The 22,578-nt window shown below is 57.7% G+C and carries 20 protein-coding genes, 1 tRNA gene and 1 pseudogene; 10 read left to right on the plus strand and 12 right to left on the minus strand.

The window, feature by feature from the left end; all coding sequences use genetic code 11:
• Window positions 1-132: 132 nt before the first annotated feature.
• Window positions 133-828 carry an SOS response-associated peptidase gene (locus ACXADQ_RS15445; RefSeq protein ID WP_475322666.1) on the plus strand — a complete coding sequence of 232 codons (696 nt, stop codon included), beginning with the start codon at window positions 133-135 and terminating at the stop codon, window positions 826-828.
• A 415-nt stretch (window positions 829-1,243) separates the two neighbouring features.
• Window positions 1,244-3,733: a calcium-binding protein gene (locus tag ACXADQ_RS15450; protein WP_475322670.1), complete on the plus strand. Its 2,490-nt coding sequence runs from the start codon at window positions 1,244-1,246 to the stop codon at window positions 3,731-3,733.
• Between the two features lie 308 nt (window positions 3,734-4,041).
• On the opposite strand, the gene ACXADQ_RS15455 is transcribed toward ACXADQ_RS15450, so the two are convergent.
• On the minus strand, window positions 4,042-4,221 hold the full coding sequence (locus ACXADQ_RS15455) for a hypothetical protein (RefSeq protein WP_475322674.1): 180 nt from the start codon (window positions 4,219-4,221) through the stop codon (window positions 4,042-4,044).
• Window positions 4,222-4,234: 13 nt separating this feature from the next.
• Here ACXADQ_RS15455 and ACXADQ_RS15460 point away from each other — a divergent pair.
• Together ACXADQ_RS15460 and ACXADQ_RS15465 are read left to right on the plus strand one after the other, a co-directional pair.
• A pseudogene (locus tag ACXADQ_RS15460) lies at window positions 4,235-4,566 on the plus strand (IS3 family transposase); the annotation flags it as partial.
• A 210-nt stretch (window positions 4,567-4,776) separates the two neighbouring features.
• A complete protein-coding gene (locus tag ACXADQ_RS15465) occupies window positions 4,777-6,810 on the plus strand; it encodes a calcium-binding protein (protein WP_475322679.1) in 2,034 nt (677 codons plus the stop codon).
• A gap of 308 nt (window positions 6,811-7,118) precedes the next feature.
• Here ACXADQ_RS15465 and ACXADQ_RS15470 read toward each other — a convergent pair.
• The 4 genes from ACXADQ_RS15470 to ACXADQ_RS15485 all read right to left on the minus strand — a co-directional run bounded on the left by ACXADQ_RS15470 (window position 7,119) and on the right by ACXADQ_RS15485 (window position 9,850).
• Window positions 7,119-7,192, minus strand: a tRNA-Gly gene (locus ACXADQ_RS15470).
• A 48-nt stretch (window positions 7,193-7,240) separates the two neighbouring features.
• Window positions 7,241-7,630 carry a potassium channel family protein gene (locus ACXADQ_RS15475; RefSeq protein WP_475322683.1) on the minus strand — a complete coding sequence of 130 codons (390 nt, stop codon included), beginning with the start codon at window positions 7,628-7,630 and terminating at the stop codon, window positions 7,241-7,243.
• Window positions 7,627-8,271, minus strand: a complete 645-nt coding sequence (locus ACXADQ_RS15480; protein ID WP_475322688.1) for a DsbA family oxidoreductase — start codon at window positions 8,269-8,271, stop codon at window positions 7,627-7,629. The genes ACXADQ_RS15475 and ACXADQ_RS15480 overlap by 4 nt, the downstream gene beginning before the upstream one ends.
• A gap of 61 nt (window positions 8,272-8,332) precedes the next feature.
• Window positions 8,333-9,850: a class I adenylate-forming enzyme family protein gene (locus ACXADQ_RS15485; protein WP_475322693.1), complete on the minus strand. Its 1,518-nt coding sequence runs from the start codon at window positions 9,848-9,850 to the stop codon at window positions 8,333-8,335.
• Window positions 9,851-9,915: 65 nt separating this feature from the next.
• Between ACXADQ_RS15485 and ACXADQ_RS15490 the strand changes: the two genes are divergently transcribed.
• Window positions 9,916-10,539, plus strand: a complete 624-nt coding sequence (locus tag ACXADQ_RS15490; RefSeq protein ID WP_475322697.1) for a helix-turn-helix domain-containing protein — start codon at window positions 9,916-9,918, stop codon at window positions 10,537-10,539.
• Window position 10,540: 1 nt separating this feature from the next.
• Here the strand turns inward: ACXADQ_RS15490 and ACXADQ_RS15495 are convergent, their stop codons facing one another.
• Complete coding sequence (locus tag ACXADQ_RS15495; RefSeq protein WP_475322699.1) at window positions 10,541-10,657, minus strand: entericidin EcnA/B family protein; 117 nt, start codon at window positions 10,655-10,657, stop codon at window positions 10,541-10,543.
• Between the two features lie 6 nt (window positions 10,658-10,663).
• Window positions 10,664-12,481, minus strand: coding sequence for an extracellular solute-binding protein (locus ACXADQ_RS15500; RefSeq protein WP_475322703.1), 1,818 nt, complete (start codon window positions 12,479-12,481; stop codon window positions 10,664-10,666).
• A gap of 322 nt (window positions 12,482-12,803) precedes the next feature.
• Here ACXADQ_RS15500 and ACXADQ_RS15505 point away from each other — a divergent pair, with 322 nt between their 5' ends.
• On the plus strand, window positions 12,804-13,577 hold the full coding sequence (locus ACXADQ_RS15505) for a 3-hydroxybutyrate dehydrogenase (RefSeq protein WP_475322707.1): 774 nt from the start codon (window positions 12,804-12,806) through the stop codon (window positions 13,575-13,577).
• Between the two features lie 84 nt (window positions 13,578-13,661).
• Window positions 13,662-14,708 (plus strand): patatin-like phospholipase family protein, encoded by a 1,047-nt coding sequence (locus ACXADQ_RS15510; protein WP_475322712.1) that lies wholly within the window; start codon window positions 13,662-13,664, stop codon window positions 14,706-14,708.
• Between the two features lie 3 nt (window positions 14,709-14,711).
• Here the strand turns inward: ACXADQ_RS15510 and ACXADQ_RS15515 are convergent, their stop codons facing one another.
• From ACXADQ_RS15515 to ACXADQ_RS15530, 4 genes are all read right to left on the minus strand, one after another.
• Complete coding sequence (locus ACXADQ_RS15515; RefSeq protein ID WP_475322714.1) at window positions 14,712-15,395, minus strand: DUF502 domain-containing protein; 684 nt, start codon at window positions 15,393-15,395, stop codon at window positions 14,712-14,714.
• A gap of 93 nt (window positions 15,396-15,488) precedes the next feature.
• Window positions 15,489-16,400, minus strand: a complete 912-nt coding sequence (locus ACXADQ_RS15520) for a pseudouridine-5'-phosphate glycosidase (RefSeq protein ID WP_475322716.1) — start codon at window positions 16,398-16,400, stop codon at window positions 15,489-15,491.
• Entirely contained in the window at window positions 16,397-17,290 is an 894-nt protein-coding gene (locus tag ACXADQ_RS15525) for a PfkB family carbohydrate kinase (RefSeq protein WP_475322719.1), read from the minus strand. The genes ACXADQ_RS15520 and ACXADQ_RS15525 overlap by 4 nt, the downstream gene beginning before the upstream one ends.
• 150 nt (window positions 17,291-17,440) lie before the next feature.
• Entirely contained in the window at window positions 17,441-18,241 is an 801-nt protein-coding gene (locus ACXADQ_RS15530; RefSeq protein ID WP_475322722.1) for a DUF4198 domain-containing protein, read from the minus strand.
• On the opposite strand from ACXADQ_RS15530, the gene ACXADQ_RS15535 reads away from it, so the two are divergent.
• The 3 genes from ACXADQ_RS15535 (at window position 18,231) to tsf (ending at window position 21,238) form a co-directional block, all read left to right on the plus strand.
• Window positions 18,231-19,358, plus strand: a complete 1,128-nt coding sequence (locus tag ACXADQ_RS15535) for a HupE/UreJ family protein (protein WP_475322725.1) — start codon at window positions 18,231-18,233, stop codon at window positions 19,356-19,358. The two genes, ACXADQ_RS15530 and ACXADQ_RS15535, sit on opposite strands and share 11 nt — an antisense overlap.
• 161 nt (window positions 19,359-19,519) lie before the next feature.
• Complete coding sequence (gene rpsB, locus ACXADQ_RS15540; RefSeq protein WP_475322727.1) at window positions 19,520-20,281, plus strand: 30S ribosomal protein S2; 762 nt, start codon at window positions 19,520-19,522, stop codon at window positions 20,279-20,281.
• An 81-nt stretch (window positions 20,282-20,362) separates the two neighbouring features.
• Window positions 20,363-21,238, plus strand: coding sequence for a translation elongation factor Ts (tsf, locus tag ACXADQ_RS15545; protein WP_475322730.1), 876 nt, complete (start codon window positions 20,363-20,365; stop codon window positions 21,236-21,238).
• 490 nt (window positions 21,239-21,728) lie between these two features.
• Here tsf and ACXADQ_RS15550 read toward each other — a convergent pair whose 3' ends face one another.
• On the minus strand, window positions 21,729-22,487 hold the full coding sequence (locus tag ACXADQ_RS15550) for an autoinducer binding domain-containing protein (protein ID WP_475326094.1): 759 nt from the start codon (window positions 22,485-22,487) through the stop codon (window positions 21,729-21,731).
• Between the last annotated feature and the right edge of the window lie 91 nt (window positions 22,488-22,578).

The following is a 22,578-nucleotide window of genomic DNA, read 5'->3' on the forward strand; positions in this document are numbered from 1 at the left end:
AATCAGATCTCTGGGGTCCAGGCTTGGGGCTGTTCGTCTTAGGGCAGGGGGACCAGGGCCCCTGTCAGCCCCGACGGATCCTTAAAAGCGAACAATCTGGACTCGGCGGCGCGGTTTGGCGATACATGTTGCATGTGCGGACGTATTGTTGCGGGCGATAAAACCCAGGCGGAAATGCTGGAAATACTCAGCGGGTATATTTATCCGAACCGTCCCTGGCGGGCCGAAGACGCCGCCCAAGCCACCACCGGATATAACGTCGCTCCGACTCAGCTGCTGAATTTGCTTTTTCTGGACGGGGACGAGGTCGTCGCCTCAAGCGCGCGCTGGTGGCTGGTGCCCCACTGGCACAGGAAACCGATCGCGGAATGGAAAGCGACCACCTTTAATGCCAAGCTGGAAACGGCGCGTGGGTTGCCCTCGTTTCGGGATGCCTGGTCGCAGGGGCGCTGCGTGGTTCCGGTGTTGGGCTACTATGAATGGAGCGGCCCTAAGACCAACCGCCAGCCGAACTATATCCGGCTGGAACAGAACCAACCCTATATGCTGTTGGCGGGATTGCAGACCCGGCTTGCGAACGGGCTGCGGACCTGCACCATCCTGACCCGCGCGGCCTTGCCCGAGATCAAAGAGATACATGCCAGGATGCCCGTCGCGCTAACCTCGGACGAGGCAGAGCATTGGCTGGATCATGATGTTGGTGACGAAGAAATCATCGCGCGCTACGGGCTGGGCATTCAGGGTCGGCTGCAACACCACCGCGTCGCCAAATTCGGCAGCCGCGACGACGACGTGTCCTTGATCGACAGTATTGACGGGTTTCTATAACCGTCGCTGTTTGACAACGGGCAACACTGGGTGGTCCGCTGGGTAAGGAATAGACGCTGAGCAAGGGCAAGGATTGGAGCGGGTAGCGGGAATCGAACCCGCGTTCAGTTTGGGAAACGGCTGGTGATTGATCGTAAGTTATTGAAAAAAGTTAGGAATCTATAACTTCCTTCGCGAATTTCATTGGGTATCACAGGTTCGAAGGGCGCTGAAATTGGCCATGGCAGCTAAGAGGTCGTCATACAGGAAGTGTGCATATCCGAGATGGAATTATCGGTTCTGTAGATTAGCGTATCTGGCAAGGTATCAAAACGCTTGACCGGAAAGCGACATCAGGCGCACTCTACTTAAAAATGCATTCCAATTTGAGAATTGTCAGTTTCAATATCTCGCTTTTTTAAGGGGGACTATTCTAATGAGTTTTTCCGCCTCAGCCTCAAACAAAGTCGTAGGAACATCGCTCGACAGCGACTTCCTTTCGGTTCAGACCCTTGCCGACGGAATGTACTTGTTGGTGTTCTTGAACCAGGACGACGGATATCTGACAAGCCGTGTCATAAACGATGCCGGGACGGTCTTGCGTACGGATGTCCTGAACGAGAATGAGGTGTCATCGGCTTTCGATAACGACATTTTCGTTGACTCGAACGGGCGTCGGACGCTGACATATTTGTCCGGCGACCAGGTCATCGTGCAGCATTTCAGCGAACACGGGGTGCCAGAAGCAACGACGGTTGCAATCGACGTCGCCACAAGCGTTGTTGACGTGACCATTTCTGAGGACGGATCCATCAACGTCCTCGAGGCAACCCAAGGGATTGTCGATACCAGCGGGGACACGCCACGCCAGCAGGTTGTGACCGTGCTGCGCAAGTTCGATCCAGAAACCGGCGACCTGATCGGGTCCACCGATCTGGGACCCGTTTCGTTCAACGTCAAAGTCTGGGACACGGGCTTTGTAAGTTCAGAGCTGCAGGCCGATCTTTTGACACTTGCATCGGGCGAGATGGTGGCCTCCATCCTCCATACTACAAGCGACGACAGCTACTATGTCACCAACGGCTCCGCTAGGGCGTCCTTCGCGCGGGTGTCAGACGACCTTAGTACCGTTGTCCCGTATCAGGACTACCCAGTCAGTTCCCGAACGCATGATTTTTGGAAAGGCATCATTGATTCCGTTGCCCTGCCAGATGGCGGCTGGGCGTTCGGCTATGCGGGTTGGGCCGGTAGACCACCAAGACTTGTGGTACACCGGCTCGACGCAGACGGTACCTCGGTCTTCGACACCTCCGTTGGTCCGTCTGGGTATCTGTTGGGGCTCGACCTGGTAGCCGGGGACGACGATCAGTTGCACGTCACTTATTCCCGCAGCGAAGGTTCTCGCCTGCGTGGGACCAACAACATCATCACTCTCGATCTTCAGGGAGATATGATCGGTTTAGGTCCAGACGAAACCGAAATCCTTCCACTCAGTCAATCGGCCGCGTCGAACTGGTATCAGGACCTTGTCGTTCTAAAAGTAGTCGGAGGATTTGCCACCTTCTTTCTGGGCGGAAACGGGGGTGGGGATGTTTTCTTCAACCGCTCAGGAAACATCTATGAAGGGACGAGCGGCAAGGATGCTCTTCTAGGAACAGATGCGTCCGAAGTTTTCCTTGGCTTCGAAGCGAACGACACGATCCAGGGGCTTGGTGGCGCGGACTCGATCAATGGCGGCTCTGGTGCCGACAGTCTGGAAGGCGGGGACGGCGATGACACCATCGAAGGCGGTACCGGTGCCGATTTTATCGATGGCGGTGCGGGCAACGACATGCTTTTCGGGTTTGATCGTGCGGGCACAGTGAATCAGGACGGATCTGTGACCATCCTTGGCGGTGACGGCGTGGACGAGATTGTAGGAGGCCAACAGGCAGACAGTCTAGACGGCGGTGCCGAGAACGACATCATTTATGGGCGAAACATGGCGGACGTCATAACTGGCAGTGCCGGCAACGACACGCTGTACGGGGAGCAGGGGGAGGACACGCTTGACGGCGGGTCCGGTGCGGACCGCATGCATGGCGGCTTGGACGGCGATGTCTATTATGTTGATAATCACGGCGACGTCGTGGTTGAATCCCGAACCGGCAGCCACAATGACGTCGTCTACGCCTCGGTCGATTTCAGAATGGGCCGGTCGCATATCGAAGACCTGTACCTGACCGATACAGCCATTCTGGGTAGCGGCAACGGTCTTGCGAATGAAATACGCGGCAACCGTGAGGCGAACATCCTTGACGGGGGACGCAACAACGACACGCTGATTGGTGGTGCGGGAAATGACACCTACTTCGTCCGTGCGCCCGGCGACACTGTGATCGAAGCGGCAGGGCGTGGTCTGGCCGATACAGTACGCGCCTTTCGTTCCTATGAATTGACGGCAAACGTCGAACGGCTGTTCATGCAGACGGTCTATACCAAGGATGGGAACCCGGCGATTTTCAACGGAATTGGCAACGACGGGAACAACACCATCGTGGGCACCCCCTTTGCCAATACGATCATCGGGCGTGAGGGGCGTGACACCCTCAAGGGGCAAGCGGGCGCGGATACATTTGTCTTTGACCGCCAACTTGGCGCAGACAACGTGGATCGGATCATTGACTTCAACACCAACACGGCAAGCGAGGGCGATACCCTCAAGCTGAAGTCGGCCGTATTCACGGGTATTGCAAACGGCGCGCTGAATGAGACGGCTTTCGTATCCGGTATAAATGCACAAGATGCAGCGGATCGCCTGATCTTCGATCAAACCTCGGGTCGGCTCTGGTATGACTCGGACGGCACCGGCGCCTCGGCCCAGATCCTTGTTGCCACGTTTGACCAAGGCGCGATCCTTACTCACGACGATATTGAGATTTTCTGACCCCCGCTTGAGCTATTCCCCAATGATTGGGCAGTTTTTGGCGTGACTTAAGCTACTCTTTGCACCTGCTGCTTGGGGTTGGTTGTTTCATTTCTCAGCCAATAGACCACGGCTGGGGAGTTGCCGCGAAGGGTGGAATCTGGACGTTTGCGATTGTAGAAATCAATCCATATCCTGACGCCAGCTTTTGCCTCTGTACCCGTCTCCCTTGCGTGAAGACAAACGCACTCGTATTTCCGGGATCACTACAGGCGCTCGACGAAGATGCTATCGAGGAACCGGCCCTTACCATCCATCGAGATACGCACTCAGGATCGGCGCGGACGGTCTGTCCAGACAGATGATGTGAACAAGCTGCACTGATCCGTGTTCATGATCTCGGGCAGGCCGAAGCGGTGGATGGCCCCGTTCAGCGCATCGACGTAAAAATCGGCTTCCAGCGTGTTCGATATCGGCCACGCCAGCACCTTGCGTGTGTGCCAGTCCATAGTCGCCACCTGAGGTGCCCAGTTCACCAGCCGAGAATGGGCAGCGTTCCTGCGCGAAAACAATCTGGAACACTCGATGAGCCGTAGCGGCAATTGCATGATATTGCTGTCGCTGAGAGCTTCTTTCAGCTCATGAAGCGAGAAAAGGTCAGACGCCGAAAATACCGGACACGTGACGAAGCAAGACGAGATGTCTTTGAATACATCGTGCTGTTCTACGACCCAAAACGCACGCAGACGAACAACGGCATGCTATCGCCCCCTATCACACATGCTTGGCATGTGTTGCCGGCAATGGTTGGTTTCGAAAACAGACAGCACAAACTGGAAAAGGCAGGTGCCTAGGAAACTAGGGGCACCTCAGATCGAGCTTGGCCATCTGCTCGTCTGTTCGCCAGAAAAGGTCGCTAATGTCCCCGCTCCGTTTCCCGAGCCGTGCAACAACCAGCGCGTCGAAAATCAGTGCATCCTGACCCCAAAAATCAAAAAAGGTTCACAAAACAATTTAAGAGTGTAACAGTCAAAATTGTTCGCTAGTGAAAAAGGAGTTTATAGATGCCGCTGCGTGAAGTTGAAGGAACTGGATTTGAAAGGGTTGAGGGGACAAACGAGAGTGAAGGTTTGGATGAAGGGACGATCAATGGCGTCGTTGATGGACTCTATATTAGTGACGGATGGGGGGGTATTAGAGCTAAGGGAGGCAACGATACTCTGAGTGCAACCGCTACGAACGGCTGGGGATATGGGCATGAGATTCACACCTATGCGGGAGCAGGAGACGATGTCACTTATTTGGACTTCGGCTTGATCACAATATTTTCCGCTGGGCACCACGCCAGAGGCGGTTCGCGGGATGCTATGACTTACGGAGAACAGTTTAACACTGATGATCCATTCGATTTGGACGACCACATTATCCCGGTAGATGCTCACACCAACAGCAGAGTGCTAAGCGAGGGCGCTGACACTTTTGTTTTTCAGAACTTGCACAACATTCAAGATGTCGTCGTGGGGCGTTTGGAGGATCTCGATCACTCCCAGGATCAGGTCTATATTGGAGCGGTGAGCCCAAATAATTTGATCGATTTTTCAAGCGGCTCTGGCACCATTAATGGTCACAGTTGGCGGATCGTCGAATGGAACGGGGAACACCTGGACCCGAATGCTGACCCCCAGCAATGGCTGTTGATCGAGACATCAGGTGGTGGCACGCTGCTATACGCCATAGAGGGCGCCAGGGTGGACAACAGTGACATCGAGAGCCCCGGAGATTACCAAGAACATCATTTCGTATCCGAAGTCCCTACGAGGGCCTTTCTTGCCACCAATCCCCAAGGCGTTGGTTTTGTCGATCCGGTAAACTTCGTTCCGGTTGGGTATTTGCCCGATGCTGGCGGGCTATATTTAGATGACTTTGACGTAGATCAAGCCGACGTAGATGCCGAAATTTCTGGCACAAATGTCGGTGACGTTATCGCTGCGGGCCTGAATGATGATCTCGTTTCTGCCAACGGCGGAGATGATACTGTCTGGGGAGGGAGCGGTTCAGACACCATAAATGGGAACGGGGGGAATGACCTGCTGTTTGGCAACACCGGAGATGATTCTCTTTCGGGTGGCGATGGTGCGGATTCTATTCAAGGCGAAGAAGGTTCAGACACCATAAATGGAAACGGGGGGAATGACCTGCTGTTTGGCAACACCGGAGATGATTCTCTTTCGGGGGGTGATGGTGCGGATTCTATTCAAGGCGAAGAAGGTTCGGACACCATTTATGGGAATGCCGGAAATGACTCGCTAAAGGGACAACAGGGCGATGATGCTGTCTGGGGTGAAAACGGTCACGACACGATCAAAGGAGGCTGGGGCAACGATACGCTAGGTGGCGGTGCTGGCAATGACTCTCTTTATGGTGGTGGTGACGATGATGTCATTTGGACCGGCGCCGGCCAAAACTATGCACAAGGTGACGCCGGAAACGACAAAATCGAAGGCGGCTCGTCATCGGACACGATTTACGGAGGAGAGGGCAACGACACTCTGTATGGTTGGGGCGGTGACGACACCATGAAAGGTGGGGCCGAAAACGATATCCTCGATGGAAACGGCGGCAACGACTACCTGGAAGGAGAGGCAGGAAACGATAAACTCTACGGAGGTGCCGGCGACGACTCGATCTGGGGAGGAAACGGAAACGACACTCTTTGGGGTGGTGATGGCGAGAACATGGTCGGTGGCGGGGCCGGTGACGACGCTGTGAATGGTGGAGATTTCAACGACACATTGAACGGTGGTAGTGGTGCTGACACTCTTACCGGATGGGCGGGAGATGACAGCCTCACAGGAGGCTGGGGTTCCGATACCTTTGTATTTTCTTGGTCTTTTGGCCATGATACGATCGTTGATTTCACCGATGAAGACTTCCTGGACTTGAGCGCATTTAACTTCGCGACAGCAGCTGATGCCTATAGTGCAGCCTATCAATCCGGAGCAAACGTTGTGGTTGAAGTAGATTTAACCAGGACCATAACCCTGCTAGATGTTAGTCTGGCGCAGAATGACATAACAGCAGCGGATTTCATCGTCTAACGTTTACGGGAAATGAAGCTTCGATCCGGCGAGACTGAAGTCGGGTCGAGGTGGTTGCGTTGAGGGAATCCGGTTTAGAGCCCGTCGTCCGCGCGGCCTGCAAAAGCTCCTCCACTTCGTTCACATCGAAGTAGATGGTGGTTCAGATTCCTTTGTAATGCGCTTCGGGCGTTTCTTCGGGACTCGCGCTTCCGAAGCCTCCCGAATGTTCCCGATTCTTCCTAGATTAGTTCTTGCTCGGATTTTGCGAACCCCTCCAGAAATCAGCACAAGGTGCTGATTTGTATAGATAATATTCGTGTTGGGATTGGAGCGGGTAGCGGGAATCGAACCCGCGCGTTCAGCTTGGGAAGCTGACAGGCTACCATTACATCATACCCGCAATGGTGATCCCGAGGTATAGCCGGATCAGGCCCAAGTTCAAGCGGATTTATGGGGTCTTGTCGTGATCCATGTGCGGCGGATCGGGGCGGTCGTCTTCGTTGGCGGCGTGGGGGGCTGATTTGCTTTCGTGATGCCCCAGTCGTGCGATCAGCCACTCGGTATGTTCCTCGCGTTTGCGCAAGGTGAAGGCACCAAATTGCTGAACAGCGACAGCAAACACACCCAGGCCAAGGAAGATAAACACCGTGGTGCCAATGCGGCCCAGATCGGTGGCAGGGACCAGCTCGCCATAGCCAACTGTGGACAGGGTCACCACGGTAAAGAAATAGGCGTCAATCCAGCGCCAGCCCTCGACATAGTGAAAAAAGACCGTGCCGCCCAGAACGATGCCTGCCAGCGAGGTCAGAAGGAAGAAAAGGCCCAGAAGGGTCTTCATGCGTCCTCGGCGCGCTTTTCGATGATTTCGTCCATCACTTTCAGCCACAGCTCGGTCGGTTGCGCGCCAGGCACTGCATGTTGCGAGGCGACGATAAAGGTGGGCACCGAGTTCACGCCCATTTCGCGGGCCGAGGCATCCTTGTCGCGCACGCCCTGAGCATCTTCGTCGGTGGCCAGCAGGCGCAACACCACGCTGGCATCCATGCCACAGCTGTCGGCGATATCAGCCAGGGTATCAGCATCGCCAATGTCACGACCTTCGTTGAAATAGGCGCGAAACAGGGATGACACGATTGCGGTCTGACGACCTTCGATCGCGGCCCACATGATCAACCGATGAGCGTCCAGCGTGTTGGGGGTGCGTTGAATAGCTTCGAAATTGATCTCAAGCCCCGCCTGCTGGGCATGCTCCACGACGGGGGCATAGGCGCGCACGGCCCCCTCTTTGCCGCCGAACTTGGCCTCCAGATAGGCGCGCCGATCCATCCCTTCGCGCGGCATATCGGGGTTCAGCTGGAACGGATGCCATTCGATCACAAACGGATGGTCTGGGCGCTGCTCCAACGCGCGGTCAAGGTTGGCCTTGCCGATATAGCACCAGGGGCAAATCGGATCGGACAGAATATCAAGCTTGACCATCGGGGCCTCCGTTCTTGGGTTCCGCATTGGTAGCCCGTGGCGCGCCCAAGGGAAAGGGCGTTCAGCGTGGAAACAAGGGTTTGAGGCCCTGACGCGACAGTTTTCCGTTCGGATTGGTCGGCAATGCGTCCAGCCGCACCCAGGCGCGGGGCTGTTTATAGCGGGCCAGATGTTCGTCGGCAAAGCGTGCCAGATCGAACTCGGGGATGGGCGTGTCAGAGATATAGAAGGCGGCGATGATCCGCACGTCCTCTTTGATTTCCACATCGGTCACACCAATGTCCAGGATGCCGGGGTGGGGCAGCAGCGCGGCCTCAACCTCCAGCGGCGAGACACGAAATCCGCCGGCATTCATCATGTCGTCCACGCGCCCCATGAAGGTGATATTGCCCTGATCATCCATCGACGCGTGATCGCCTGTCAGAAACCAATCGCCCTGATACTTATCCGCGGTGGCGCGATCGGCGCCGAAATAGCCCAGCATCAATCCAGGATCAGACTTATGGATAGAAATAATACCTTCTTTTCCATAACCTACAGGCCCATCTTCACCCAGTATGGCAAGTTTGCGTCCGATCTGAGGGCGCCCCAGACTGCCCGCAATGGCGGGGTGCGCGGGGCTGGCGGAAATGAAGGTCGAACATTCCGACATGCCGTAGGCCTCGAACAGTTGCGTGCCGTCTGTGGCTTGTTCCCAATGCTGACGGATCGTGTCGGACAGCTTTTCCCCGGCGGTCAACCCATGGCGCAGCTTGGGCAGGGGCAGCTTTGTGTGATGGTTCAGGATCTTTCGATAAACGCCTGGAGCCGCAGCAAAAAGCGTCGCATCATGTCGCTTGAGAAGCAGAGGTAATGACTCGATCGAAACGCCCTGCGCCGGGATTAGGGCTGTGGCGCCGATGCTCCAGGGATCCATCAATCCTGTGCCCAGCGTGAAGGTCCAGTTAAAAGCACCAGCATGCAGCAAGCGGTCGTCTTCTTGCAGCCCATACCAGCCCTCATGCATCATCTTGCGGGCCCAAATCGCGCGGTGCGCATGCATCACCGCGCGCGGCGTTCCCGAGGTGCCCGACGTGTAGATGATATAGGCCAGCCGCTCGGGATCTCCCATTTGATAGGCAGCAGCAGGCAGGTCGCGCATGTCATGCAACGCCTTGGTTCCAATGATCGGTAGGCCGCATTCCATCGGACAGGGAACACCGTCATCATGCAAGATCCCCGCCGGAGAAAGCTGGGCGATCATTTTGTCAACTTCGGGCTCGGTCAGCATCTGCGAAGTGGGCACCGGCACAATCCCGACCGCGATGGCGCCCAGATAGGCCAGAGGAAACTCGACCGTGTTGCCCAGCCGCAGCAACAGGATGTCTCCGGGCTGAAATCCGGCCTGCAACAGGCCGGTTCCCGTGCCCAGGACCGCCGCTTTCAATCGCCCAAAACTCCAGCGCTCGGACCTTGATGGTGACAGAACCGAAAGCGCGATTTTCTCGGACAGTTCGTCGGCCCGCGCCAGCACATGCGCAGCCAGATTGAACGGAGCGGGGCAGGGGGCGAACGGACCCTGATCAAAGATCGACAACATGCGTTCGGGTTACGCCCAGTTGATCACAGTTGCAAGCATGGGACGACCGGCCTAAGTGTGGAGACATGACCCAAAAAGATCCCAAAGCGCTGATCCGTATTGCCCGCGAAACCGGGTTGGACGAGCTGGCCGAGCCCCTGAACCTGGCCGAGCGCGTGCGCGAGCTGCGCAAGGATCGCGGTATGACGCTGGAGCAGGCGGCCAATCAGGCCGGGCTGGCGCGCTCGACCCTGTCCAAGATCGAAAACGGGCAAATGTCCCCGACCTATGAGGCTTTAAAAAAGCTGGCGACAGGTCTGGAGATTTCGGTGCCCCAACTGTTCACCCCTCCGATCAAGGGCCAGGTGAATGGGCGCATGGTGCTGACGCAAAACGGGCAGGGCGCGGCCCATGCGACGGCCACTTACGAACATGAACTGCTGGCCAACGGGCTGACGAAAAAGCAAATGCTGCCCTATCGCGCCCGCATCCGCGCTCGCAGTATGGACGAATTCGATGGCTGGGTCCGCCATGATGGCGAGGAATTCCTGTTCGTGCTGACCGGGGTGATCAAGCTGTATACCGAGTTTTATGAACCCGTGGAAATGCGTCGGGGCGACAGCGCCTATTACGACGCCAGCATGGGGCATAACGTGGTGTCTGTCAGCGACGAGGACGCGACGATCCTGTGGGTCACCTCGCTGACCTGACTTAGCGGAACCAGCCCTGCACGGTGCGCGCCGCGCCAGAGATATCCTGCCCCACGCCGTCCACCGTCGCGCATCCGGACAACAGCGCGATAACGCCGAAAATTGCCAGTTTCTTCATTTCTGCTCACTCCTCTTCGTACCACCAGAGTTCCGGGCTCCAGACCAGCCGGGCCCCGTAAATCGGGATGGTTTCGGGATATTTCAGTTCTTTAATATGGGCAATCCGGTCTGGACCAAAGCTCCAAATCGGGATGACATACCGCCCCGCTGTCAGGATACGGTCCAGCGCTCGGGTGGCGTGGATGAACTCGGTGCGGGATTGGGCCGTCAGCATCGTGTCGATCATCGCCTCGGCTGCGGGGCTGTTCATGCCCATCAGGTTGCGCGTCCCGGGGGCTGTTACGCCGTTGCTTCCCCAATAGAGTTTCTGTTCATTCCCGGGACTCAGCGACAGATCCCGTCGGTAGGGCATCATATCAAAGTCATACTCTCGCTCACGTGCGGCGTATTGGGCGTTGTCCACCGTGCTGACCGTCATTTCGATACCCAGCCGTTCCAGCGCAGGACGATAGAGATCGAACACGGACTGACCGGTGCGATCGCCCTGACGCAACAGCACCTCGAAGGTAAAGGGCTGTCCGTCCGCATTCACCAGCGTTCCCTTGTCCACGGACCATCCGGCCTGCGCCAGAAGCTTGGTGGCGCGGCGCAGATCCTTGCGGTTGCGCGCACTGGCGTCGCCTTGGGGCAGCGCGTAGCCCGCGATCGTGCCGGGCAGCAGCTGATCGGCCCAGGGGGTCAGCAGATCGGCCACAGCGCCCTTGGCGGGGCCGGGGATTAAGCCCAGCTCGGAGTTGGAATAGAACGAGGTGATCCGGTCCTGGCGCCCTCCGGTGATGGTGTCGTTAATATACGGGAAGTTGAAGGCCAGCATCAGCGCCTCGCGCACGCGCCAATCATCAAACGGTTTGCGGCGGGTGTTCATCACATAGCCGGTGATGCCGGTGGGGCGTTGATGCGTGATCTCGGATTTCACCACATCGCCACGCTGCGTCGCGGGAAAATCATAGCGGGTTGCCCAGGCCTCGGCATTGAATTCGCGCTGCGTGCTGAGCGTGCCCGACTTGAAGGCCTCGAACAGAACGGCGCTGTCGCCAAAAAACTCAATGCGGATTTCGTCCAGATTGGCAACGCCCTGGCGCAAGGGCAGATCCTTGCCCCAATAGTCGGGGTTGCGGATCAGGCTGACATAGCGCCCCTGTTCATAGTCACCGATCATATAGGGGGCGGTGCCCATCGGAACGTCATGGATGGTCGAGGCGGTGAAGTCGCGCCCCTCCCATTGCGATTTCTGCAGGATCGGGCGCATCCCCGCGATCAGCGCCAGTTCGCGATCCTCGGTGTTGAAGCTGATCCGAACCGAGCGCGGGCCGGTCTGAGCAATGCTGTCCACCTTGCTGTGAAATCCCAGATACCGGGGGTGGCCTTGCGTGCCCAGCGTTTCATAGGACCAGATCACATCCGCGACCGTGACGGGGCTGCCATCCCAGAATTTGGCCTCGGGCCGCAGGGTGAATTCGACCCAGGACCGGTCTTCGGGCACCTCGATGGTTTCGGCCAGCAACCCGTACAGCGTAAAGGGCTCGTCCAGGCTGCGACCCATGAGCAATTCGTAGGCAAGGAATTGCAGCTGCCAGGGGACCGTTCCCTTGCGTATGAATGGGTTCAGCGAATCGAATCCACCAGTGTTTCCGACCACGAATTTCCCGCCTTTGGGGGCGTCGGGCTTGGCGTAGGGTAAGGCGGTGAAATCGGGGGACAGCGCAGGGGCGCCATACATGGCGATTCCGTGCTGGGGCTCGGCCAAGGCGACCTGACCCAACAAAACAAGCGTTAAACCGGTCGTGGCCGCTCGCAAATGCGTGAAAAACTGTGATCTCATTTTGGGGACAATCCTGCTCGGCCCTTTGTTTGTTGGGACTTAGCGTAACGGTGATTTGGCGGCTTTACAAACTTTAGGCTTGGAGTTGCGCAAGCAATTGCTTATAAAGAAGTCACTGCTCGATAGGTTTCTTGCCTGTATGAAACCTGCCTCAATAACTTAACGCCGGCTTCGTGCCGGCGTTTTTTTTGTGCAAAATCCAAGCATACGAGCAAGCATGGGTAGGTGTTTCTACCTGTGACTTTTTTCCCCAAACTCCCCCTGCAACGTGCTATCCCAAATCTGTATTGCTGCAAGTGCGAAAGATGAAGGACGCATCACTATGACTTTGACTGGAAAAACCGCCGTCATCACCGGATCGAATTCTGGCATTGGGCTGGGCGTAGCACGTGAATTGGCGCGGGCCGGGGCGAATGTGGTGCTGAACTCGTTTACCGATCGCGACGAGGATCACGCGCTGGCCGCCCAGATCGCCAAAGAGTTCGGAGTTGAGGCGCGCTATATCAAGGCGGACATGTCCAAGGCCGATGAATGCCGTGCGCTGGTCGAAACGGCGGGTGCCTGCGATATTCTGGTCAACAACGCGGGTATTCAGCACGTTTCTCCGATTGATGAATTCCCGATCGAGAAATGGGACGCGATCATCGCGATCAACATGAGCTCGGCCTTCCATACGACGGCGGCGGCTTTGCCGATGATGCGCAAAGCGGGCTGGGGCCGCGTGGTCAACATCGCCAGCGCGCATGGCCTGACGGCGAGCCCATTCAAATCGGCCTATGTGGCGGCGAAACACGGGGTTGTCGGGCTGACCAAGGTGACGGCGCTGGAAACCGCGCGCGAACCGATCACTGCCAACGCGATTTGCCCTGGCTATGTGTCCACTCCGCTGGTCGAAGCGCAGATCCCCGACACGATGGAAAAATACAACATGAGCCGCGAGGACGTGATCGAGAAGGTTCTGCTGGAGCGCCAGCCCTCGAAAGAATTCGCCAGTGTCGAACAGTTGGGCGGCACCACGGTGTTCCTGTGCTCGGATGCGGCGCAACAGATCACCGGCACCACGATCAGTGTGGATGGTGGCTGGACCGCGCTTTGATCCCGGCCATAGGGCCATAGGGGGCTTTGCCCCCCGCGCCTTGCGGCGCTCCCCCCAGAGTATTTGACGAACAAAGAAGAGGCATTGGTTTTGGCAAAAAAACGGATCAACCTGGCGCTGCAGGGGGGCGGCGCACATGGGGCCTTTACCTGGGGCGTTCTGGATCGGCTGCTGGAAGAGGACGATATTGAGATTGTCGCGATTTCAGGCACCTCGGCCGGGGCGATGAATGGCGCAGCGCTGAAATCGGGGTGGCTGGAAGGGGGCGCTGAGGGCGCGCGGGAAAAGCTGGACTGGTTGTGGTCCAAACTGGGTGCGGTGCATGATATGCGCATGGCGACCTGGCTGGCCGGGTGGCTGCCGGATGCGACGGATCTGATGCATACGGCGCTGGAGTATTCCTTGCCTTTTACCATTGCGGATACGATGGCGCGGATGTCGTCTCCTTACGCGTTTGGGCCCTTTTATCAGAATCCGCTGCGCCCAATTGCCGAGGCGTTTGAATATGACAAGGTCTGCGCCAATGCCGGGCCCAGCCTGTTTGTCGGGGCAACGAATGTGCGCACCGGTAAGATCAGGGTGTTTGAGGCAGAGGAGCTGAATGCTGAGGTTTTGTTGGCCTCGACTTGTTTGCCGACCTTGTTCCAGGCGGTGAAGATGGACGATCCGAAGACCGGGCAGGAAGAGGCGTTCTGGGATGGGGGCTATACTGGCAATCCGGCGTTGTTTCCGCTGTTTGGGCGCCAATACCCCGATGACATTCTGATCGTGAACATCAATCCGCTGGAACGGGACGAAGTGCCCGTGACGCCGCAGGAAATCCAGAACCGGATCAACGAGATCAGCTTTAACACCTCGTTGTTGCGCGAGTTGCGGGTGATTTCTTATGCCCAGGCGATGCGCGGGACGTTGGACAGCAATCGCGACGGGATGAAGAATATCAACATCCATATGATCGCCGATGATGTCTTGATGAACGAGCTTTCCGTCAGCACCAAGCTGGTGCCCAGCCCGTTTCTGATGGTGCGGATGAAGCAGGCCGGACGCACGGCGGCGGACGCGTTTTTGGATCAGCACAAGGATGAACTGGGCAAGCGCAGCAGCGTCGATCTGGAAGAGATGTTCCTGTAGGCCCTATTCGGGGGGCTGCGTCGGATCCTTGGGGTTTGGATAGACCAGCCCGGCCGAGATCACCAGTTTCGCGGCATCTTCGACGCCCATTTCCAGCTCGATCACATCGGATTTGGGGAAGAACAGCAAAAAGCCCGAGGTCGGGTTCGGTGTGGTGGGGACGAAGACGCTGATCAGCTCTTCCTGGGTGCCGGCCAGACGCGCAACCTCGCCTTTTGCGCGGGTCGAGACAAAGCCCACGGCCCAGATGCCTTTGCGCGGGTATTCGATCAGGCAGGCCTTTTCAAACGAGCGTTCGGATTGGGCAAAGACCGTTTCCGCGATCTGTTTCACGCCAGAATATATGGTGCGCACGACCGGCATGCGGTCGACCAGGGATTTGCCCCAGCGGATCAACGAGCGCCCCATCAGGCCCTTGGCGATCCAGCCGATGATGACGGTGAAGACCAGAAAAAAGATGATCCCGACACCGCGCAAGTTGATGCCGATATAGGGCTCGGGCTGGAACCGTTCGGGCACGAGCGGCAGAACCACGCTGTCCACCCAGCCCATCAGCGTCCAGATCAGCCAGATGGTCAGCCCCACGGGGGCGATCACCACAATTCCGGTCAGAAACGACGAGCGCAGCCGGGCAAACAGGCCCGGGCGACGCGGCGGTGTGTGATTTTCGTCGAAGGGTGTGGTCATGGCGTTCTAAGCGGTCCCAACCAAAGAGTGTCACGCGCTATGTAGGGACTTTGGTCGCATGTCACAATGGCGCTGTCTCTGTGTCGGCAAGGTTTAGCGATCTTTGACCAATTCACCAGCAATACGCGCCGCCAACGCCGCATTGTTCAGGACCAGCGCGATATTGGCGCTAAGCGATCGGCCTCCGGTCAGATCGAAAATCCGGCGCAACAGGAAAGGCGTGACCTCTTTGCCGGTGATCGCCAGTTCCTCGGCGTTTCGGGTGGCCTCGGCGATGATGGGGGCCAGTTCTGGCAGCGGGATTTCGTGATCTTCAGGGATGGGATTGGCGACCAGTTGACCGCCAGGCAGCCCAAGCGCGCCGCGCATCTGATGGGCGCGTGCGATATGGGCGGCGCGATCCATCCTCAGGGGGGATTTCAGGTCAAATTCGCGGGACCAAAAGGCAGGAAACGCGTCCTGGCCATAGGCGATGACGGGAACACCTTGGGTTTCCAGCACCTCCAGCGTTTTGGGCAGGTCCAGAATAGCTTTGGCTCCGGCAGCCACCACTGTGACCGGCGTCTGCGCCAGTTCCAACAGATCGGCCGAGATGTCAAAGCTCTGCTCTGCACCTTTATGGACCCCGCCGATGCCACCGGTCGCGAAAACCTGAATGCCAGCGAGATGCGCCGCGATCATGGTCGAGGCCACAGTGGTCGCCCCGGTGCCGCCCATGGCCATACAGGCGGCCAGATCGGCGCGGCTCAGCTTGGCCACGTTTTTGGCCTGAGCCAATTGTTCCAGTTGCTCTGCCGTCAACCCCACATGCAAATTCCCGTTCAGCACGGCAATGGTCGCTGGAACAGCCCCCATATCGCGCACCATGCCCTCGACCGAGCGCGCAGTTTCCAGGTTCTGCGGATAGGGCATCCCATGGGTGATGATCGTGCTTTCCAGCGCGACGACTGGCTGATTTGCCTTCAGCGCCTGCGCGACATCGGGGGACTTAATCATCGGGATCATGCTGGCGGTTCTCCGGAAACATAGGTTGCTGCGGCACTCAGAGCGCGGCTCAGAGCTTCAGTTCCGCTGATGCCCGCTTGTTCAGCAGCGATATGCGCCGCCATGAAAGTGTCTCCAGCGCCCGTGACACGAGTGACCAACACCCTGGGCGGCGCCGCCGTCAGGATGCCATCCACCGACCCATCTGCAGCCAGTTCCCCGCCATTTGTCACCAAAACACGGGCCGCCCCCCGATCCAAAAGCGCCCTAGCAGCTCCGGCGGCATCTTCATACCGGGTCTGACACAGCAAATTGGCCTCTTCCAGGTTCACATATAACACCGCTCGGGGATGGCGCAAAAACGGCAAAAGGCGCTCGGCCTTCCCGGGCGAGGCCGGCGCCACACGCAAATCGGCACGGACAAATGCCGGATGCCGGGCAATCTCCTCAAGCAACGCCAGAGTCAGGTTGCCATCCAGTGCAATCGCCCCCTCATACGGAGCCGCCTCACTGCCCAGTCGACCATCCAGCAAGGGGGCCAATATCTTGTCCCCGGCCAACTCCAATGAATGCGCATCCGCAATCGCAGCAATCAACCCATTGGCCCCTTCAACGGCCATATAGCGATCCGTTGGCAAATCATCCGAGCGATAGACCAAATCAGTGGCCACCCCCAACCGATCACAGGCTGCAATCAGCTCGGCCCCTTCTTCGTCCTGCCCAATCGCGCTCAACACCAAAGGCCGCACCCCAAAGCGCACCAGCGCCATAGCGATATTCAACGCCACGCCACCCGGGCAACGCGTGATCCGGCCGGGCACATCCGAGCCCTGGCGCATCACCAAAGACGCGCGCCCGATCACGTCCCACAGGACAGACCCGATGCACAGAATGTCTGGTTTACTTGTCATGGCACAGCCTTTGTCGGAAATGACGCCTTTGGCAAGCCCGCCTTAATCACCCCCGGCAGATTTAGCAATCATCCACCATCCCCGCTTTCTTTGCTCGCAAAATACTCCGGGGGAGGCCGCAGGCCGGGGGCAGCGCCCCCATCTATCGGCTTACGGCTCAGGTAGCGCAAACGTCAAAGAGGCCCACAGGGTCTCCCATTGCGCATTGTATCGCTGCGCCAGATCCTTTGCGGGCACGCGCAGAACAACCGCATCGACCAGATACGTGTGACCGGCGCGAACAGGCAGGGTGGCTTTGCCAAGTTCATCCGTGCGGTGTGTGCTTACGCGGACTTCCCCATCCGGAGCGCGCTCGAACAATTCAACCTGAACCTTACCGCGTGGTTTGCCTTGGTACAGCACCAGCACGGGCATCTCTGTCAGGCGCTCTCGGTAGGGGTTGGCCAGCGCAACGATTTCCGTTTCCATCCCGGTTTGGAGGTCTGTGCCCTTGCCGTGCCCCACCGACAGCAGGGACTTAGCAAAGCGTGTGTAGATCTCGCGCAGCGGTGACTCCGGCAGCTGGCGCGCCTGATGCGCCGCCCGCACATCCCCCAGGTCTTTGTGATCAACGAATTTCTGAAACTTGTCCCAATTTTCGTAGGTTACGGTTTTGGGTTTGGATTGGTGGACCAGTACGACAAGACCGGCCCCGGTCTTTAGCCCTTGCACGGCAGGTATGTCGCCGGGCCGTCCGTTCAAAGCGCGCCTTTTCCCGCGTTCCACGACATCAAACCGCGCGATTTGTCCTGAAAACCAGCCCAGCTCGATTCCGGCAAAACGCTCTCCGTTTTTCAGCGAAGCGACAATTGGCGCGCCTTTTTCGACTTGATAGTGCCGAGGTTCTATCCAAACTTCATGCGCAACGGCTTGGGTGGCCAGCAAGGTAAGGAGCAGGGGTATGGTGCGCATTTTCATATGGGTGAGGCTGGCGTTTGTGGCTGCGATGTCAAGCCTGCTGGTTCAGGGGGGCTGGGCCCACGAGGTTACGCCAGGGATCGCGAATTTCCAGCTATTCGAGGACGAGCTGCAGATCGAGTTCCGCATCAATGCCGAGGCAATCCTGGCCGGGATCAATCTGGATGGTCTGGACGATACCAACAACGCACCGGGGGCAGGGGAGTATGATGCCCTGCGCGCGCTGCAGGGGCAGGCGCTGGAACAGATGATCGAGGCACGCTTCGACCACATGATCGGCCGGGTTCAGGTCACGCTGAACGGCCAGCCTGCGGCCCTGAGCATGCAGCGCGTCGATGTGCAGATGGTGCAAACGATTGAACTGGCTCGCGCGGCGACGATTCTGGCCTCGGTGCCCGCAACTCGTGCGGACACGCTGGACCTGACCTGGCCGGTTGGCTACGGCACTCTGATCCTGCGTCAAAACGGGGTCGAGGCGCCCTATACCGGGACATTGCAGGGCGGGGACAGCTCGGGGCCGGTTCCGTTGTCGGGGGGCGAAACGCTGAGCGCCACACAGGCCTTTGTCCAATATATCCCTGTTGGGTTTGACCACATCCTGCCCAAGGGGCTGGACCATATCCTGTTCGTTCTGGGGCTGTTTTTCCTGTCCACACGGCTGCGCCCGCTGATCTGGCAAATTTCGGCCTTTACTCTGGCGCATACGGTTACTTTGGCGGCCGGGGCTTTGGGCTGGGTCTCGGTGCCCGGCAGTATTGTCGAGCCCCTGATCGCCGCGTCGATTTGCTTTGTCGCGATCGAAAACATTCTGGCCAAGGGACTGACCCCATGGCGCCCGATCATCGTGTTTCTGTTCGGCCTTCTGCATGGGCTGGGATTCGCCAGCGTGTTGGGCGAGTTCGGCCTGCCAAACTCACAATTCATCCCGGCGCTGCTGGGCTTTAATGTCGGCGTGGAACTGGGGCAACTGACCGTGATTGCCATTGCCTTCCTGGCCGTCGGGGCGTGGTTTGGCCGCAAACCCTGGTACCGGCGCATGATTTCCATTCCCGGCTCGTTGGTGATCGCCGTGATCGGGGCCTATTGGGTGATCGAACGGGTCTTTCTGTGATCAGCAGCCGTAGGGGGTTGCGCATTGGCTGGCATTGCCGTAAAGGAGCCGCATTCAAACCCGCAGGCGGGGTTGGGCGTATGAGGGAGACATCCTTGTAGGTCCGCCGGTTGAACACTGTTTCTACCCCCGCTGAGGCGTAAACCGGAAAGGAAAAAGACATGGCTCTTCCCGAGTTCACCATGCGCCAGCTGCTGGAAGCAGGCGTTCACTTTGGCCACCAGACGCAGCGTTGGAACCCCCGCATGGGCGAGTTCATCTACGGCTCGCGCAACGGCATCCACATCATGGACCTGACCCAGACCGTTCCCATGCTTGACGCGGCTCTGAATGTTGTGCGCGAAACCGTTGCCAAGGGCGGCCGCGTTCTGTTCGTCGGCACCAAGCGCCAGGCCGCTGCCCCTGTGGCAGACGCCGCCGAGCGTTGCGCACAATACTACATGAACCACCGCTGGCTGGGCGGCACCCTGACCAACTGGCAGACCGTTTCGCAGTCGATCAACCGTCTGAAGGAAATCGACGAGAAACTGGACGGCGGCGCCGAAGGTCTGACCAAGAAAGAGCGCCTGAACATGGAACGCGACCAAGAGAAGCTGCAAGCTTCGCTGGGCGGTATCCGTGAAATGGGCGGCGTGCCGGACCTGCTGTTCGTCATCGACGTGAAAAAAGAAGCGCTGGCCATCGCCGAAGCCAAGAAACTGGGTATCCCGGTTGTGGCTGTTGTCGACACCAACTGCTCGCCTGATGGCATCGATTACATCATCCCCGGCAACGATGACGCAGCCCGCGCCATCGCTCTGTACACCGACCTGGTGTCGCGCGCAGCCCTGGACGGCATGACCGCTCAGATGGGTGCCGCCGGTGTTGACCTGGGCGCTCTGGAAGAGACCGTCGAGGAAGCCATCGAAGGCGCCGAAGGCTAAGGCCGGACTGTCATCAAACTGATACGGGCCGCGGGCTATGTCCGCGCCCGACAATCCTTTTTCTATTCGAGGAGAGCCACTATGGCGATCACCGCTGCACAGGTAAAAGAACTGCGCGAATCCACCGGCGTTGGCATGATGGACGCGAAAAAAGCCCTGGTCGAAAACGAGGGCGACATGGACGCCGCCGTTGACTGGCTGCGCACCAAAGGTCTGGCCAAAGCCGCCAAGAAAGCCGGCCGTACCGCCGCCGAGGGCCTGGTGGCCGTCGCCGTGGATGGTGGCAAAGGCGTTGCTGTCGAAGTGAACTCGGAAACCGACTTCGTTGCGAAGAACGCCGAATTCCAGGGCATGGTGAAAGACATCGCTGGCGCGGCTCTGACCGTTGCCGACGTTGACGCGCTGAAAGCTGCCGAGATTGGTGGCAAGACCGTCGAAACCGTCATCACCGACAAGATCGCGACCATCGGCGAAAACATGTCGCTGCGCCGTATGGCCTCGATCGAAGCGGGCACCGTTGTGACCTACATCCACAACGCAGCCACCGACGGCATGGGCAAAATCGGCGTTCTGGTTGGCCTGAACGGCGGTGACGAGGCATTCGGCAAGCAGGTTGCCATGCACATCGCAGCCGCGAACCCTGCCGCTCTGGGCGAAGCTGATCTGGATCCGGCCGTTGTCGAGAAAGAAAAGCAGGTTCAGATCGACATCGCGCGTGAATCCGGCAAGCCCGAAAACATCATCGAAAACATGATCAAGGGCCGCATGAAGAAATTCATCGCTGAATTGACCCTGCTGGGTCAGGCGTTCGTTGTGAACCCCGACCTGACCGTCGAAGCTGCCGCCAAAGAAGCCGGTGCCGAAATCGTTGGTTTCGTGCGCATGGAAGTTGGCGAAGGCATCGAGAAAAAAGAAGAAGACTTCGCCGCCGAAGTCGCCAAGGCCGTTCAGGGCTAATCGCCTTTTTCAGTCTGAAGCCTCAAGGCCCCGAGCGATTTCGTTCGGGGCTTTTTTCGTTGTTGAGTTTTCGCTGGGGCAGGGGGCAAACATAGAAAAAGGTGCCACCGCCCAAAGGCAGTGGCACCCAAAAAAAGTCGACCGATCCCCGGACTATTGGGGATGAGCGAGGATCGGTCTTTTAGCTGCTGACCCGGACCCCCTATACAGCCCAAGCCAGCACCCGGATTTTAACCGGAGACCAAGCAGAGCCTTGAAATCACAACGATCCTTGGTCTTCGTTCCTTGGCCAAAGCCACCACTCACGGAACACAGCCAATTTGCCGTTTTACCTCACGTAAAGAAAGTAAGGGATTCCCTACCTTTCCGTATCGCGCCTGCAGAAAGGCATTTTTATTGTGTTATTACAGGGTGTTATATCCATAAGCTGATCGCGAGGGCACCAATTCTGTCTGTGCTTTTCATGCAAAGATGCAAATAATTGCTTTTGTTAGGATTCCATCACAAACATCTGATTCTGCAGCGCAGCTTTCAACACGGCCTGGGCCGTGGTCTCGACGCTCAGTGTTTCACGTGCAAGGCGCAAGTGTTTTTCGACAGTGGCGGGCGTCAATCCCATAAGCAACGCGATGTCTTGCGCCGTTTTGCCGTCGCCCACCCATTGCAAAGCTTCGCGCTGGCGCTTGGTCAACTGCCGACTGGGGCCGGAATAGGGAAGCGTCATGATCTTCAAATGAGCAACGTTGTTCACCACAAGTATCTCTTCGCCATGTTGTTCCCAAGTGGCATCGACTCGATCTTGGCTGAGTTCCGCGCGCGCAGTCAGAGCGATGGCGCCTTTAGCACGCGGAGAAATGGATTTGAAACTGATCGAATAACCGGCAAGCACATTGTGCTGACGATTGAACTCGATCACTCTTTTCTCGCTTTCTGTCATCAAGCCATTGCTGGCCAATTGCGGGATAATATTCCAACTGCAGGCGCCTTCATTTTCAAGAACCCAACGAACCATCGGCGCATGGTGGTACAATCCATCATTCATGAATACGTCCGAATAGGCCGGATCATGATTGGTGAGAATGACATAGTCTTCTGGATCCCCAAGCGATTGTCCTGATCTAAAGCGCGTAAAGCCATAGAGCAGACGGTCGAAGCCATAGCTGGCCATCTTCCTCGAATGCATATCCCAGAGTTCTTCGATGCTTTTTGCATTTGTCAGCGCTGTCAGATAGTTAGAGAGCGACACGATGTGGTTCCTTGGTAAACAACAGTGATAGTGAACCCAAACGGTTCTCCCGTTCGGATACAGGGTTAGGCAGCGAGTGGTCGCCCAACCGTCT

Source organism: Thalassovita sp. ABM4_323 (assembly GCF_056158665.1).